The sequence below is a fragment of the Pseudomonas sp. TE21394 genome (assembly GCF_054057835.1).
Genome location: NZ_JBSRZR010000001.1, coordinates 296,986 through 310,969, shown reverse-complemented (window position 1 = coordinate 310,969; position 13,984 = coordinate 296,986). Strand labels below are relative to the sequence as shown.

Here is a 13,984-nt window from a genome sequence, read left to right as displayed (position 1 = left end):
GATGCGTAGCCTGGTTTTGCTGCTGGCGCTGATGGCGCTGGGCGGTTGTATGAATTTCAGCGATATGGGCGAGGGCGTCCGCTATCACTTGAGCGATGCCGGTTTGCTGGACCACAGCGATACCCGTCGCACCCTGTCGATTCGCCTGCAGCCCGATTCGTTCATCTTCATCGGCCAGGGCGCGTTCGTGCCGCCGGGCAAGGGGCCGGTGCCACGGCAGAACGCAGTGGCCGAGCAGGCGTTCAAGAGTTTCGTCGAATACTTCCCGCTGGTACGCCGTGCCCAGGGCCCGCTGGGCCTGGAGGAGGCCATCGCCCAGGCACGCTCGGTGGGGGCCGATTATGTGCTGTACACCCGCTTTGCCCGTACCGACGACCGAATCGGGAACGGCGACGAATGGTACGACGAACAGGCGGTCGACCGCCTGGGCTGGGACACCGGCGTGGTGCAGATGATGCTGATCGAGACCAACACCCGTTACCTGATCGACACTGCGCGTATCAAGAGCCGTGGCGGTTTGTTGACGCTGCACGATAATACCCCGGAAGATTTGCTTGCGGCGCCGATGCGCGAGTACGCTCGTAGCCTTCTGGGCATGAGTGAATGAGGCAGGCGCGATGAGCGATTCCGGCAAGGCCAATGATCTTCTTGCGCAGCTTCCCAAGGTCAAGGGCCTGCCGCCAGTGCATCTGTGGAACCCGGATTTCTGCGGTGACATTGACATGCGCATCGCCCGCGATGGCACCTGGTATTACCTGGGCACCCCCATCGGGCGCAAGCCGATGGTGCGGCTGTTTTCCACCATCATCCGCCGCGATGGCGATGCCTATTTCCTGGTGACCCCGGTGGAAAAAGTGGGCATCCGCGTGGACGATGCGCCGTTCGTGGCGGTGGCGCTGGACGTTCAGGGGGAAGGGGAGCAGCAGGTGCTGCGCTTCACCAGCAATGTCGAGGATCAGGTGGAGGCCGGGCCTGCCAATCCGCTACGCGTGGTGATCGACCCGAAGACCCAGGAGCCGTCGCCGTATGTGTTGATGCGCAGCAACCTCGAAGCCCTGATCCATCGCAACGTGTTCTACCAACTGGTGGAACTGGCAGTACCGCGGGAGATCGATGGCGAGGAGTGGCTGGGTGTGTGGAGCCACGGTGTGTTTTACCCGATCGGGCGCTGCTGACGGCGATGCAACGAAAAAGCCCCCGGTGCTTGCGCATCCGGGGGCTTTTTCAGTGTTTGGCTCCGCGACCTGGACTCGAACCAGGGACCCAATGATTAACAGTCATTTGCTCTACCGACTGAGCTATCGCGGAATCTGCGCGTATCTTACTGATTGCCAGGGGGAAGTCAAGCCACCCCCTGCCAAATCAAGCAGTTACAGCACTTCGACGATGGCTTTGGTGACCACGTGGATGTTGCTCTGGTTCAGTGCGGCTACTGCAATGCGGCCGGTGTCCAGGGCATAGATGCCGAAGTCGTTCTTCAGGCGGGCAACTTGCTCCACGGTCAGGCCCGAATAGGAGAACATGCCGACCTGACGGCCAACGAAGCTGAAGTCGCGCTTGGCACCGTACTGGGCCAGCAGCTCGACCATCTGCTTGCGCATGCCATGGATGCGCTCGCGCATTTCGGCCAGTTCGGTTTCCCACATCTGGCGCAGTTCGGCACTGTTCAGCACGGTGGCGACGATGGTTGCGCCATGGGTCGGCGGGTTGGAGTAGGTGGTGCGGATCACGCGCTTGACCTGCGACAGCACACGGGTGCTTTCGTCCTTGGACGCGGTGACGATCGACAGCGCACCGACGCGCTCGCCATACAGCGAGAACGACTTGGAGAACGAGCTGGACACGAAGAACTCCAGGCCAGACTCGGCGAACAGGCGTACGGCAAAGGCGTCTTCGGCGATGCCGTCACCGAAGCCCTGGTAGGCCATGTCGAGGAATGGCACGTGGCCCTTGGCCTTGACCACTTCCAGCACGTTTTTCCAGTCGTCCAGGTTCAGGTCGACACCCGTTGGGTTGTGGCAGCAGGCGTGCAATACCACGATCGAGCCGGAGGGCAGCTTGTTCAGGTCTTCCAGCATGCCGGCGCGGTTGACATCGTTGGTCGGCGCGTCGTAATAGCGGTAGTTCTGCACCGGGAAGCCGGCCGATTCGAACAGGGCGCGGTGGTTTTCCCAGCTCGGATCGCTGATGGCGACCACGGCGTTCGGCGAGATACGCTTGAGGAAGTCGGCGCCGATCTTCAGCGCGCCGGTACCGCCCACGGCCTGCACGGTGACCACGCGGCCAGCGGCCAGCAGCGGCGACTCGGCGCCGAACAGCAGCTTCTGTACAGCCTGGTCGTAGGAGGCGATGCCGTCGATCGGCAGGTAGCCGCGCGAGGCGTGCTGGGCAGCACGCTGGGTCTCGGCTTCGATCACGGCACGCAGCAGCGGAATGCGGCCTTCCTCATTGCAGTAAACGCCCACGCCCAGGTTGACCTTGTCGGTACGTGGGTCGGCGTTGAATGCTTCGTTGAGGCCCAGAATAGGGTCGCGGGGTGCCAGCTCGACAGCGGAAAACAGGCTCATTGTTACCTTGGCTCTGATTGGAGTGTGATAGGACGTACACGCTCCAGCCGAATGCACTGAAGCGGTGCACAAACGGGGTGTCAGTATAGTGATACCGGCCGGTCACCGCGACACTATGGCGCAGCTTTTCCAGCCATTTGCGCAAATATTTTACAACCATTGGTCTAAATGCCAGGTCCACCGTAACAAGCATTCACGGCCATGCCGTCAAAGCACCCCCGGCGTCCGCATTTAGGTATAGACTACTGGCTAAATTTACAGTTGCCGCAACACCGCGAGGTCCGTCATGTCCGAGTTCCAGCTCGTCACCCGTTTCCAGCCGGCCGGCGACCAGCCCGAGGCCATTCGCCAGATGGTCGAAGGCATCGAGGCGGGGTTGTCGCACCAGACGTTGCTCGGGGTGACCGGCTCGGGCAAGACTTTCAGCATTGCCAACGTCATCCAGCAGGTGCAGCGCCCGACCCTGGTGCTGGCGCCGAACAAGACCCTGGCCGCGCAGCTGTATGGCGAGTTCAAGGCGTTCTTCCCCAACAACGCGGTGGAGTACTTCGTTTCCTACTACGACTACTACCAACCCGAAGCCTATGTGCCGTCGTCCGATACCTTCATCGAGAAGGACGCGTCGATCAACGACCATATCGAGCAGATGCGCCTGTCGGCAACCAAGGCGCTGCTGGAGCGGCGCGATGCGATCATCGTCACCACGGTCTCGTGCATCTACGGCCTGGGCAGCCCGGAGACCTACCTGAAGATGGTCCTGCACGTCGACCGCGGCGACAAGCTCGACCAGCGTGCGCTGCTGCGACGCCTGGCCGACCTGCAATACACCCGCAACGAGATGGACTTCGCCCGCGCCACCTTCCGCGTGCGTGGCGATGTGGTCGACATATTCCCGGCCGAATCGGACCTCGAGGCGATCCGCATCGAACTGTTCGATGACGAGGTGGAGAACATCGCCGCCTTCGACCCGCTGACTGGCGAGGTCTTCCGCAAGCTGCCGCGTTTCACCTTCTACCCCAAGAGTCACTACGTAACCCCGCGGGAAACCCTGCTGGATGCGGTCGAAGGCATAAAGGAAGAGCTCAGGGACCGTCTGGAATACCTGCACAAGGCCAACAAGCTGGTGGAGGCGCAGCGCCTCGAGCAACGGACCCGCTTCGACCTGGAGATGATCCTGGAGCTGGGCTACTGCAACGGCATCGAAAACTACTCGCGCTACCTCTCCGGGCGCCCGGCCGGTGCGCCGCCGCCGACCCTTTACGACTACCTGCCGCCTGATGCTCTGCTGGTCATTGACGAGTCCCACGTCAGCGTTCCGCAGGTAGGCGCCATGTACAAGGGCGACCGCTCGCGCAAGGAAACCCTGGTCGAATACGGTTTCCGCCTGCCCTCGGCGCTGGACAACCGGCCCATGCGTTTTGACGAGTGGGAGGCGGTCAGCCCGCAGACCATTTTCGTGTCCGCCACGCCGGGCCCATACGAGGCCGAGCACGCCGGGCGCGTGGTCGAGCAGGTGGTGCGCCCGACCGGCCTGGTCGACCCCCAGGTGGAAGTGCGGCCGGCGCTGACCCAGGTCGACGACCTGCTGTCGGAAATCCGCAAGCGTGTGGCACAAGGCGAGCGGGTGCTGGCCACCACGCTCACCAAGCGCATGGCCGAAGACCTCACCGACTACCTGGCCGACCACGACGTGCGGGTGCGTTACCTGCACTCGGACATCGACACCGTCGAGCGGGTGGAGATCATCCGTGACCTGCGCCTGGGGACCTTCGACGTGCTGGTTGGCATCAACCTGTTGCGCGAGGGCCTGGACATGCCCGAGGTGTCGCTGGTGGCAATCCTTGATGCCGACAAGGAAGGCTTCCTGCGCTCCGAGCGCTCGCTGATCCAGACCATCGGCCGCGCGGCGCGCAACCTCAATGGCCGGGCCATTCTGTACGCCGACCAGATTACCGGTTCGATGCAGCGGGCCATCGACGAAACCGAACGCCGTCGCGAGAAGCAGATCGCCTTCAACCAGGCCCATGGCATCGTGCCCAAGGGCGTGGTCAAGGACATCACCGACATCATGGAAGGTGCCACCGTGCCTGGCGCGCGCAGCAAGAAGCGCAAGGGCATGGCCAAGGCAGCGGAGGAGAGTGCCCGTTACGAGGCCGAGCTGCGCACGCCAGGCGAGATCACCAAGCGCATCAAGCAGCTGGAAGAGAAGATGATGCAGTTCGCCCGCGACCTGGAATTCGAGGCGGCGGCGCAATTGCGCGACGAGATTGCCCAGCTGCGGGAGCGGTTGATTACCAGCTGAAGCCTGGCGGGGGCGCTCCAACAGGACCGCGCCGCATCTGTAGCAAGCCTAATGGGCTTCCCCGGCCTTCAGCCCCTCCGGCAGCTTGCGGGTCATCAGCACCGCCACCATGCTCACCGCCAAGCCGATGCCGACAAAGTGGAAGGCATCGTTGTAGGCCATGATCAACGCCTGCTGATGGGTAATCTCGCTCAATTTACCCAGCGCGGCGTTGTCATTTCCCAGTCGCTCTGCCAGTTGTGCCAGGCGCTCCGCCACCTGAGGGTTGCTTGGCACCAGTGCTTCCCTCAGGTAATCGAAGTACACCTTGGTCCGCGCATCCAGCAGCGTGGCCAGCAGCGCAATGCCGATCGCCCCGCCCAGGTTGCGCAGGATATTGAACAGGCTCGACGCCGACCCGGCATCCTGCGGCTGGATATACGCCGTAGCGATCAGGGAGATGGTCACCATGATCATCGGCTGGCCGATGGCGCGGATGATCTGGATATGGTTGAACTGCGGCCCGGCGAAATCCGGGTTGAGCACCCCCGAGCCGAAACTGGCGGCACCGAACAGGCAGAACCCCAAGGCGCACAACACCTTGGGCGACACCACTTTCATCAACTGCGGCACCAGCGGGATGAGGAACAGCTGCGGGATGCCCATCCACATGATCACCTCACCGATCTGCAAGGCGTTGTAGCCCTGTATCTGTGCCAGGTACAGCGGCAACAGGTAGATCGAGCCATACAGGCCCACGCCCATGCCCAGGCTGGCGATGCTCGCCAGGCCGAAGTTGCGGTTGCCGAGGATGCGCAGGTTGATCAGTGACTGTGGTCTGGAAAACTGCAGGATGATGAAAGTGATCAGGCTGACCAGGGCGATGCTGCCGAGGCCGACGATCAGTTGCGATTCCAGCCAGTCCTTGCGGTGGCCTTCTTCCAGAAACACCTGCAGGCAGCCCAGCCCCAGCCCCAGGGTGACGATACCGGCGTAGTCGGTACTTTTCAGCAGCTCCCAATGTGCGTCCTTCTTCTCCAGCCCGTACAGCAGGCCGGCGATCATTACCAGACCGGGCGGGATATTGATGTAGAAGATGTATTCCCAGCCCCAGTTTTCAGTCAGCCAGCCACCCAGGGTGGGGCCGATCGAGGGGGCGAAGGTGGCGGTCATGGCAAACATGGCCATGCCCTTGGCACGGTGGTGCTCGGGCAGCTTGATCAGGGTCAGGGTGAAGGCCAGCGGGATCAATGCTCCGCCGGTAAAGCCCTGCAGGGCGCGGAACAGGATCATGCTTTCCAGGTTCCAGGCCATCGAACACAGCAGCGACGACAGCAGGAAGCCGCCGGATACCCACACCGCCAGGCGCCGCGCCGACAGTAGTTGCACCAGCCAGGCGGTGAGCGGAATCATGATGATCTCCGCCACCAGGTACGAGGTGGAAATCCACGAGCCTTCCTCCAGCGTCGCCGACAATGCGCCTTGGATGTCCTTCAGCGACGAGTTGGTGATCTGGATGTCCAGCACCGCCATGAAGGCGCCGAGCATCACGCTCATTACCGCGATCCAGTCGCGCCGGGTCGGCTCCGCAGTGGGCCTGAGCAACACGTCACCGGCCATTTCGGCCTTCGTCTTCGCTGCGCAGGTCGACGGTGGCGGTCACCGACATGCCCGGGCGGATGCGCCCGTGCAGCGGGTTGTCGGCGCGGAAGGTCAGCTTGACCGGAATGCGTTGCACCACCTTGGTGAAGTTGCCGGTGGCGTTGTCGGGCGGCAACAGGCTGAACTGGGCGCCTGAGGCGGCGAACAGGCTGTCGACCCGGCCTTCGATCGGTGTGTCGGGATAGCTGTCGAACAACAGTTCGGCGCGTTGCCCGGGCTGCATGCGGCCGATCTGGGTTTCCTTGAAATTGGCCTGCACCCAGATGTCTTCGTCCGGCACGATCGACAGCAGGTAGGCACCGGCCTGCACCACCTGGCCGTCACGTGCATTGCGCTGGCCAATGGTGCCACTGATCGGCGCGCGTATTTCACAGCGGGTCAGGTTCAGTTCGGCCTGGGCCAGGTCGGCGCGGGCATTGGCGATTTGCGCATCGAGGCGCTTGAGTTCAGCGCTCAGCGCGTTGACCTGCTGGCGCTGGCTTTGCAGGTCGGCGCGGGCCTTGTCGACCTGCGAGCCGGCGACATGGCTGTCGGCCGACAACGTGGTGACCCGTTCCTCCGAGACGAAGCCCGGCTTGCGCAGCTTCTCGGCGCGGCTCAGGTCCAGGCGCGAGCGGTCGAAGGTGGCCTGGCTTGCCGCCACCTGGGCCAGGCCTGCGGCAATCAGGCTGGCCTGCTGGGTGAGGCGGCTTTCTGCCTGCAGCTGTTCGGCCTCGCGGGTGGCCAGGGCGGCGCGAGCACGTTGCACGGCAAGTTCGAAGTCGGCAGCCTCCAGGCGCACCAGCAGGTCACCCTTGTTCACGTGCTGGTTGTCCTCGACCGCGACGGCATCGATACGCGCGCCCAACTGGCTGGAGATGCGCGTGATCTCGCCCTGCACGTAGGCGTTGTCGGTGCTTTCGTAGAAGCGCCCCTTGAGGTACCAGTGGCCCAGGAAGGCGAGGGCAACGGTCGCCACCAGGATGAAGAAGGCCAGCAAGCGACGTTTGAGTTGGGCAGGCATGGGCACTATCGTTCGGGAAAATGTAAACAAATTTAACAGCGGCATGGTGGCTATCGACAAGTGTCGTTCGCGCCATTGCTGGAGCCCGGTGCCTGCCTCCTGCTAACATCCCGCCTTTGTTTCATCTTTCGTTCGAGACCTTCCATGACCACCGTACGCACGCGTATCGCGCCATCGCCTACCGGCGACCCCCATGTCGGCACTGCCTACATCGCCCTGTTCAACTACTGCTTTGCCAAGCAGCACGGCGGTGAGTTCATCCTGCGCATCGAAGACACCGACCAGCTGCGCTCCACGCGCGAGTCGGAACAGCAGATCTTCGATGCCCTGCGCTGGCTCGGCATCGAATGGAACGAAGGCCCGGACGTCGGCGGCCCGCACGGCCCGTACCGGCAGAGCGAGCGCGGCGAGATCTACGCGAAATATGCCAAGCAACTGGTTGACGCAGGCCATGCCTTCTATTGCTTCTGCACCGCCGAAGAGCTGGAGCAGATGCGTGCCGAACAGCAGGCTCGTGGCGAAACCCCGCGCTACGATGGCCGCGCGCTGTTGATGAGCGCCGAGGAAGTGCAGCGTCGCCTGGACGCTGGCGAGCCGCACGTGATCCGCATGAAGGTGCCGAGCGAAGGCGTGTGCGTGGTCCCGGACATGCTGCGTGGCGATGTAGAGATCCCGTGGGACCGCATGGACATGCAGGTGCTGATGAAGAACGACGGCCTGCCGACGTACTTCCTGGCCAACGTGGTCGACGACCATCTGATGGGCATCACCCACGTGCTGCGCGGCGAAGAGTGGCTGCCATCGGCGCCCAAGCTGATCAAGCTGTACGAATACTTCGGCTGGGAGCAGCCCAAGCTGTGCTACATGCCGCTGCTGCGTAACCCGGACAAGTCCAAGCTGTCCAAGCGCAAGAACCCGACTTCGGTGACCTTCTACGAGCGCATGGGCTTCATGCCCGAGGCGATGCTCAACTATCTGGGCCGCATGGGCTGGTCGATGCCGGACGAGCGCGAGAAGTTCTCGCTGGCGGAGATGGTCGAACACTTCGACCTGTCGCGTATTTCGCTGGGTGGCCCGATCTTCGACATCGAGAAGCTGTCCTGGCTGAACGGCCAGTGGCTGCGCGAGCTGCCAGTCGAAGAGTTCGCCGCGCGCCTGCAGAAGTGGGCGTTCAACAGCGACTACATGATGAAGATTGCCCCGCACGTGCAGGGCCGGGTGGAAACCTTCAGCCAGGTTGCCCCGCTGGGCGGGTTCTTCTTCGAAGGTGCGCTGAAGCTCGACGCCAAACTGTTCGAAAGCAAGAAACTGTCGGCCGACCAGGTGCGCCAGGTGATCCAGCTGATCCTGTGGAAGCTCGAAAGCCTGCGCCAATGGGAAAAGGAGCGCATCACCGGTTGCATCCAGGCGGTAGTCGACGCGCTGGAACTGAAGCTGCGTGACGCCATGCCGCTGATGTTCGCCGCCATCACCGGCCAGGCCAGCTCGGTGTCGGTGCTCGATGCCATGGAAATCCTTGGCCCGGACCTGACCCGCTACCGCCTGCGCCAGGCCCTGGACCTGCTGGGTGGCGTGTCGAAGAAAGAAAACAAGGAATGGGAAAAGCTTCTGGCGTCCATCGCCTGATAGCGCTCCAAAGGCCTTGGCTGAGCCCGGTAGGAGCGGCCTTGTGCCGCGAAGGGACCGCAACGCGGTCCCGCGATTTCAGTTGTAACGCAAAAATTGCTGGGGCCACTTTGCGGCCCTTTCGCGACACGAGGCCGCTCCTGCACGGGCGCGGCGCTTCGATTTACCGGGGTAGGGTGGTAAGTGATTGTTATCTGTGAAAATTTTTTTGAATATTTTGAAAAATTAGTTTGACAGCCCTGCAATCCGATCTTAATATGCGCCCCGTCCACAGCGATGAACGAAAACGAAACGCCAGGCACCCAGCCAGCGCTTCGGTTCAGAGCGACATTGTGGGGCTATAGCTCAGCTGGGAGAGCGCCTGCATGGCATGCAGGAGGTCAGCGGTTCGATCCCGCTTAGCTCCACCAAATTCCGTTTGACAGCCAAGGCTGTCGAGCAAGATCGGGTCCAGCAACCGGGTCTTGAAGGTAAGAAGGTTCGTCCCCTTCGTCTAGTGGCCTAGGACACCGCCCTTTCACGGCGGTAACAGGGGTTCGAGTCCCCTAGGGGACGCCAGTTTTGCACAAGCGATGTTTCAGGATGTCGCTGGGCCGAGAGGCTAGAAATCCGGGGCTATAGCTCAGCTGGGAGAGCGCCTGCATGGCATGCAGGAGGTCAGCGGTTCGATCCCGCTTAGCTCCACCATTTATGCCAGGGTCCACGTACGTGGGTCTTCGCGAAGGTTACGTCCCCTTCGTCTAGTGGCCTAGGACACCGCCCTTTCACGGCGGTAACAGGGGTTCGAGTCCCCTAGGGGACGCCACTTTTCCTGCGTTTTGCAGGGCTTAAAAAGGCTCGTCGATTATTGATGAGCCTTTTGTTTCGGGGCTATAGCTCAGCTGGGAGAGCGCCTGCATGGCATGCAGGAGGTCAGCGGTTCGATCCCGCTTAGCTCCACCATTTATGCCAGGGTCCACGCACGTGGATCTTCGCGAAGGTTACGTCCCCTTCGTCTAGTGGCCTAGGACACCGCCCTTTCACGGCGGTAACAGGGGTTCGAGTCCCCTAGGGGACGCCACTTTTACCCGCGTATTGCGGATCTTTAAGGCTCATTCGCTTATTGAATGGGCCTTTTGTTTTTCTCCCCCCTAAAAAAAGCCTGGCCGACAAATGGCAGTTGAATCCACTTGCGGAAAAATATGATGAGAATAATATTACGGTCATCATATCCCATCGGCGAGTCTCTGATGAGCGACAAGAAAAACAGAACCCGTGAACGCATTCTCGAAGCGGCGCGCAGCGCCTTGATCCAGCATGGCCCGGCTGAGCCCAGCGTCAGCCAGGTGATGGGGGCGGCAGGGCTGACTGTCGGTGGTTTCTATGCCCATTTCGACAGCAAGGACGAAATGATGCTCGAGGCGTTCCGCCAGTTGCTGGTCGAGCGCCGGGCGTTGCTGGCCCAGCTCGATCCCGGCCTGGAAGGTGCCGAGCGACGGACATTGGCCGGCGCCTTCTACCTGTCGCGCAAACATCGCGATGCCGAGGTGCATGCCTGCCCGTTGCCCAACTCACTGGGCGAAATGCAGCGCCTGCCGGAGGCTTTTCGCGAAGTGCTGGCCGAACACATCGAGTTGATGACAGCCGCCATGGTCGACCGCCCTGAAGACGCCGACAAGGCCCTGGCCGACCTGGCCCTGATGATAGGCGGCCTGGCCCTGGCCCGTGCCCTGGGCACCAGCGAGCTGTCTGACCGCATTCTACGCGCTGCCAAATCGGCGGTGCTCTGACGGGAGCATGGCGATGACGACCCTGAGCTGGATTCGTGGTGTCAATGGCACCTTGGGCCACCTGGCCCCGGAGCACGTTGCGGGCAAGATGCGCCGTGCATTCATGACCCCCCGCAACCTGCCGCCAAGGCAGTGGGAGCTGCCTGTGCTGGCCAGCGCCGAGCGCATTACCCTGCGCTTCGGCTTGTCCGCGTTGCGTTGGGGCAACGGGCCCACCGTGCTGTTGATGCATGGTTGGGAAGGGCGCCCGAGCCAGTTTGCCGCCTTGATCGAGACCTTGGTCAAGGCCGGGCACACCGTGGTCTCGCTGGAAGGGCCGGGGCATGGTCGTTCACCTGGCGAGCAGGCGCATGTGGTGCTGTTTGCCCGGGCATTGCTGGAGGCTGCCGCCGAATTGCCGCCGCTGCGCGCGGTGATTGGCCATTCCATGGGCGGTGCCAGTGTGTTGCTGGCGTTGCAGATGGGCCTGCGCGCCGAAGCGGCGGTGAGTATCGCTGCGCCGGCGCAACTGCTCGGCGTACTGCGTGGTTTTGCCCATCGCCTGGGGTTGCCTGCACGGGCGCGGGCCGCGTTCATTCGCCAGGTGGAGCGCGACGTCGGCATGCAGATTGCGCGGCTCGATGTCAGTGGTTATCAGCTGGAGCTGCCGGGGCTGGTGGTGCATGCCGCCGATGACGAGCTGGTGCCTGTCAGCGAAGCCCAAGCCATTCACAAGGCCTGGTTCGACAGCCGGCTGTTGCTGCTGGAGGAGGGCGGGCACCAGCGCGTGCTGGCTGACCCGCGCCTGGGTGAAGCGGTGCTCGAACTGCTGGCCCAGGCAGCTGCGCCAGCGCGGCAAAGTGCTTGATCGACGCGCCGGGCCCCGAGGCAGGCACAGAAGCTCTGGACATTCCCCCGCAGGTCGCTGCTAAATCCACTTTTGCGTCAAGGAAGCGAACATGAGCTGGGACCTGGCAACACCATTCGTCATCGATCTGCGCGTCGGTGGCGAGGATATCGATGGCCTCGGCCACGCCAACAACGCCGTTTACGTGACCTGGCTGGAGCGCTGCGCCTGGCGCCACTCGCAACGCCTGGGCCTGGACCTGGCCGAATACCGCCGGCTGGATCGGGCCATGGCCGTGGTCCGCCACGAGATCGACTATCTGGCCGCCGCCTATGAAGACGACGAGTTGCAGCTGGCCACCTGGATCATCGACTGGGACCAGCGCCTGCGCATGACCCGGCGCTTTCAGCTCAAGCGCCCGCGCGACGGCGTGACCCTGCTGCGCGCCCAGACCACCTTCGCCTGCATCGAACTCTCCAGTGGCAAGCCCAGGCGCATGCCGGCGGAATTCCTCGACGGTTACGGCCCGGCGCTGATCGGCGCCTGAAACGCCGGCAATCTTTGCTAGACTGCCGGCTTTTTCCGCCGAGACCCCGACATGCAAATTGCCCTGGCCCCCATGGAGGGGCTGGTCGACAACATCCTGCGCGACGTGCTGACCCGCGTCGGCGGTATCGACTGGTGCGTCACCGAGTTCATTCGCGTGTGCGACCGCCTGCTGCCGCCTGCTTCGTTCGACAAGCTGGCGCCCGAGTTGCGCAACGGCGCCCGGACTGCCGCCGGGGTACCCATGCGCGTGCAATTGCTGGGCTCCGACCCGGTGTGCCTGGCGGAAAACGCCGCGCTGGCGTGCGAGCTGGGGGCGCCGGTGATCGACCTGAACTTCGGTTGCCCGGCCAAGACTGTGAACAAGTCGCGCGGCGGTGCGGTGCTGCTCAAGGAGCCGGAATTGTTACACGCCATTGTGCGCGAGGTACGCAGCGCCGTGCCGGCGCATATCCCGGTGACGGCGAAGATGCGCCTGGGCTTCGACAGCCCCGACGGCGCGCTGGACTGTGCCACCGCTCTGGCCGAGGGGGGGGCGGCGCATCTGGTGGTGCATGCGCGGACCAAGGTCGAAGGTTACAAGCCGCCGGCCCATTGGGAGTGGGTGGCGCGGGTACAGGATGTGGTCAAGGTGCCGGTGTTCGCCAATGGCGAGATCTGGACCGTGGACGACTGGCGGCGCTGCCGTGAAGTCAGTGGTGCCGAACACATCATGCTCGGCCGCGGGCTGGTCTCGCGTCCCGACCTTGGCCTGCAGATAGCCGCAGCGCGGGATGGGCGGGAATACCTGCCGATGGCCTGGAGCGACCTGCTGCCGTTGCTGCGCGAATTCTGGCGCCAGGCCCAGGCCAAGCTGTCGCCGCGTTATGCGCCGGGACGGATGAAGCAGTGGTTGGCGATGCTGACCCGCAGTTACCCCGAGGCGGTGGTGCTTTTCGCCGAATTGCGTCGGGAAGACGACTGCGCACGTATCAGTCGCCTGCTGGGGGGTGAAGCGCAAGCGGTGACGGCCTGCGTTGCCTGATCCGGCGCTTGCACGGGCACTGATTCAAGATTTTTTTGCTGTGCCTCTTGAAAGCCGTTCTCCCGACCCTATCTCTTGAGTACGCGATGCCGAAGTCGGGTCGCGTAGTGACTTTACTTGCTGAATCTCAGGAGTTAATGACCATGAACACTGCTTTCTCTCTCGCTCCACTGTTCCGCCATTCCGTAGGGTTCGACCGTTTCAACGACCTGTTCGAATCTGCGGCGCGCAACGAGGCCGGTAGCAGCTACCCGCCCTACAACGTGGAAAAGCATGGCGATGACCAGTACCGCATCGTGGTAGCCGCAGCCGGCTTCCAGGAGCAGGACCTCGATCTGCAGGTCGAGAAAGGTGTCCTGACCGTGTCCGGTGGCAAGCGCGACAACGGCGCCGAAGAGGTGACCTACCTGCATCAGGGTATTGCGCAACGTGCCTTCAAGCTGTCCTTCCGCCTGGCCGACCATATTGAAGTCAAGGCTGCCGGCCTGGCCAATGGCCTGCTCAGCATCGACCTGCTGCGCATCGTGCCTGAAGAAGCCAAGGCCAAGCGCATCCCGATCAACGGCGAACAGCCAGCGCTGAACTGATCGCACCGATGTGAAAAAGGGCGCCCCCTTGGGGGTGCCCTTTTTTTGTTCCACTGTTGTAAGCCTTGCGCGCAGCGTCGCGTAGGGGCGGCC

The 13,984-nt window shown here is 62.9% G+C and carries 12 protein-coding genes and 7 tRNA genes; 15 read left to right on the top strand and 4 right to left on the bottom strand.

All coding sequences use genetic code 11. The features are described from left to right. Window position 1 precedes the first annotated feature (1 nt). Together ACVWZT_RS01395 and ACVWZT_RS01390 are read left to right on the top strand one after the other, a co-directional pair. Window positions 2–607 (top strand): DUF4823 domain-containing protein, encoded by a 606-nt coding sequence (locus ACVWZT_RS01395; RefSeq protein WP_457467823.1) that lies wholly within the window; start codon window positions 2–4, stop codon window positions 605–607. 10 nt (window positions 608–617) lie between these two features. After that, on the top strand, window positions 618–1,175 hold the full coding sequence (locus ACVWZT_RS01390) for a DUF1285 domain-containing protein (RefSeq protein ID WP_296234335.1): 558 nt from the start codon (window positions 618–620) through the stop codon (window positions 1,173–1,175). A 57-nt stretch (window positions 1,176–1,232) separates the two neighbouring features. Here the strand turns inward: ACVWZT_RS01390 and ACVWZT_RS01385 are convergent. Then, window positions 1,233–1,308: transfer RNA gene (locus ACVWZT_RS01385), tRNA-Asn, on the bottom strand. A 62-nt stretch (window positions 1,309–1,370) separates the two neighbouring features. Further along, on the bottom strand, window positions 1,371–2,567 hold the full coding sequence (locus ACVWZT_RS01380) for an amino acid aminotransferase (RefSeq protein ID WP_225776885.1): 1,197 nt from the start codon (window positions 2,565–2,567) through the stop codon (window positions 1,371–1,373). A 286-nt stretch (window positions 2,568–2,853) separates the two neighbouring features. Here ACVWZT_RS01380 and uvrB point away from each other — a divergent pair, with 286 nt between their 5' ends. After that, complete coding sequence (gene uvrB, locus ACVWZT_RS01375; protein WP_296234338.1) at window positions 2,854–4,869, top strand: excinuclease ABC subunit UvrB; 2,016 nt, start codon at window positions 2,854–2,856, stop codon at window positions 4,867–4,869. Window positions 4,870–4,917: 48 nt separating this feature from the next. Here the strand turns inward: uvrB and ACVWZT_RS01370 are convergent, their stop codons facing one another. Together ACVWZT_RS01370 and ACVWZT_RS01365 are read right to left on the bottom strand one after the other, a co-directional pair. After that, on the bottom strand, window positions 4,918–6,468 hold the full coding sequence (locus ACVWZT_RS01370; protein WP_296234340.1) for an MDR family MFS transporter: 1,551 nt from the start codon (window positions 6,466–6,468) through the stop codon (window positions 4,918–4,920). Then, a complete protein-coding gene (locus ACVWZT_RS01365; protein ID WP_457467820.1) occupies window positions 6,458–7,513 on the bottom strand; it encodes an HlyD family secretion protein in 1,056 nt (351 codons plus the stop codon). Before ACVWZT_RS01365 ends, ACVWZT_RS01370 begins: the two co-directional genes overlap by 11 nt. Window positions 7,514–7,657: 144 nt before the next feature. Between ACVWZT_RS01365 and gltX the strand changes: the two genes are divergently transcribed. From gltX to ACVWZT_RS01305, 12 genes are all read left to right on the top strand, one after another. Further along, window positions 7,658–9,139, top strand: a complete 1,482-nt coding sequence (gltX, locus tag ACVWZT_RS01360) for a glutamate--tRNA ligase (RefSeq protein ID WP_296234343.1) — start codon at window positions 7,658–7,660, stop codon at window positions 9,137–9,139. A gap of 334 nt (window positions 9,140–9,473) precedes the next feature. Further along, window positions 9,474–9,549, top strand: a tRNA-Ala gene (locus ACVWZT_RS01355). A gap of 72 nt (window positions 9,550–9,621) precedes the next feature. Then, window positions 9,622–9,697, top strand: a tRNA-Glu gene (locus tag ACVWZT_RS01350). A 53-nt stretch (window positions 9,698–9,750) separates the two neighbouring features. Beyond that, window positions 9,751–9,826, top strand: a tRNA-Ala gene (locus ACVWZT_RS01345). Window positions 9,827–9,868: 42 nt separating this feature from the next. Continuing rightward, a tRNA-Glu gene (locus ACVWZT_RS01340) sits at window positions 9,869–9,944 on the top strand. Between the two features lie 61 nt (window positions 9,945–10,005). Then, a tRNA-Ala gene (locus ACVWZT_RS01335) sits at window positions 10,006–10,081 on the top strand. A gap of 42 nt (window positions 10,082–10,123) precedes the next feature. Next, window positions 10,124–10,199 (top strand) — tRNA-Glu (locus ACVWZT_RS01330). Between the two features lie 169 nt (window positions 10,200–10,368). Next, window positions 10,369–10,908, top strand: a complete 540-nt coding sequence (locus tag ACVWZT_RS01325; protein ID WP_457467818.1) for a TetR/AcrR family transcriptional regulator — start codon at window positions 10,369–10,371, stop codon at window positions 10,906–10,908. Window positions 10,909–10,921: 13 nt separating this feature from the next. After that, window positions 10,922–11,755 carry an alpha/beta hydrolase gene (locus ACVWZT_RS01320; RefSeq protein WP_296234345.1) on the top strand — a complete coding sequence of 278 codons (834 nt, stop codon included), beginning with the start codon at window positions 10,922–10,924 and terminating at the stop codon, window positions 11,753–11,755. A gap of 91 nt (window positions 11,756–11,846) precedes the next feature. Next, window positions 11,847–12,281 carry an acyl-CoA thioesterase gene (locus ACVWZT_RS01315; protein WP_457467815.1) on the top strand — a complete coding sequence of 145 codons (435 nt, stop codon included), beginning with the start codon at window positions 11,847–11,849 and terminating at the stop codon, window positions 12,279–12,281. A 51-nt stretch (window positions 12,282–12,332) separates the two neighbouring features. Then, window positions 12,333–13,304: a tRNA dihydrouridine synthase gene (locus tag ACVWZT_RS01310; RefSeq protein WP_457467813.1), complete on the top strand. Its 972-nt coding sequence runs from the start codon at window positions 12,333–12,335 to the stop codon at window positions 13,302–13,304. A gap of 143 nt (window positions 13,305–13,447) precedes the next feature. Then, window positions 13,448–13,891 (top strand): Hsp20 family protein, encoded by a 444-nt coding sequence (locus tag ACVWZT_RS01305; RefSeq protein WP_225776893.1) that lies wholly within the window; start codon window positions 13,448–13,450, stop codon window positions 13,889–13,891. The last annotated feature ends 93 nt before the right edge of the window (window positions 13,892–13,984 follow it).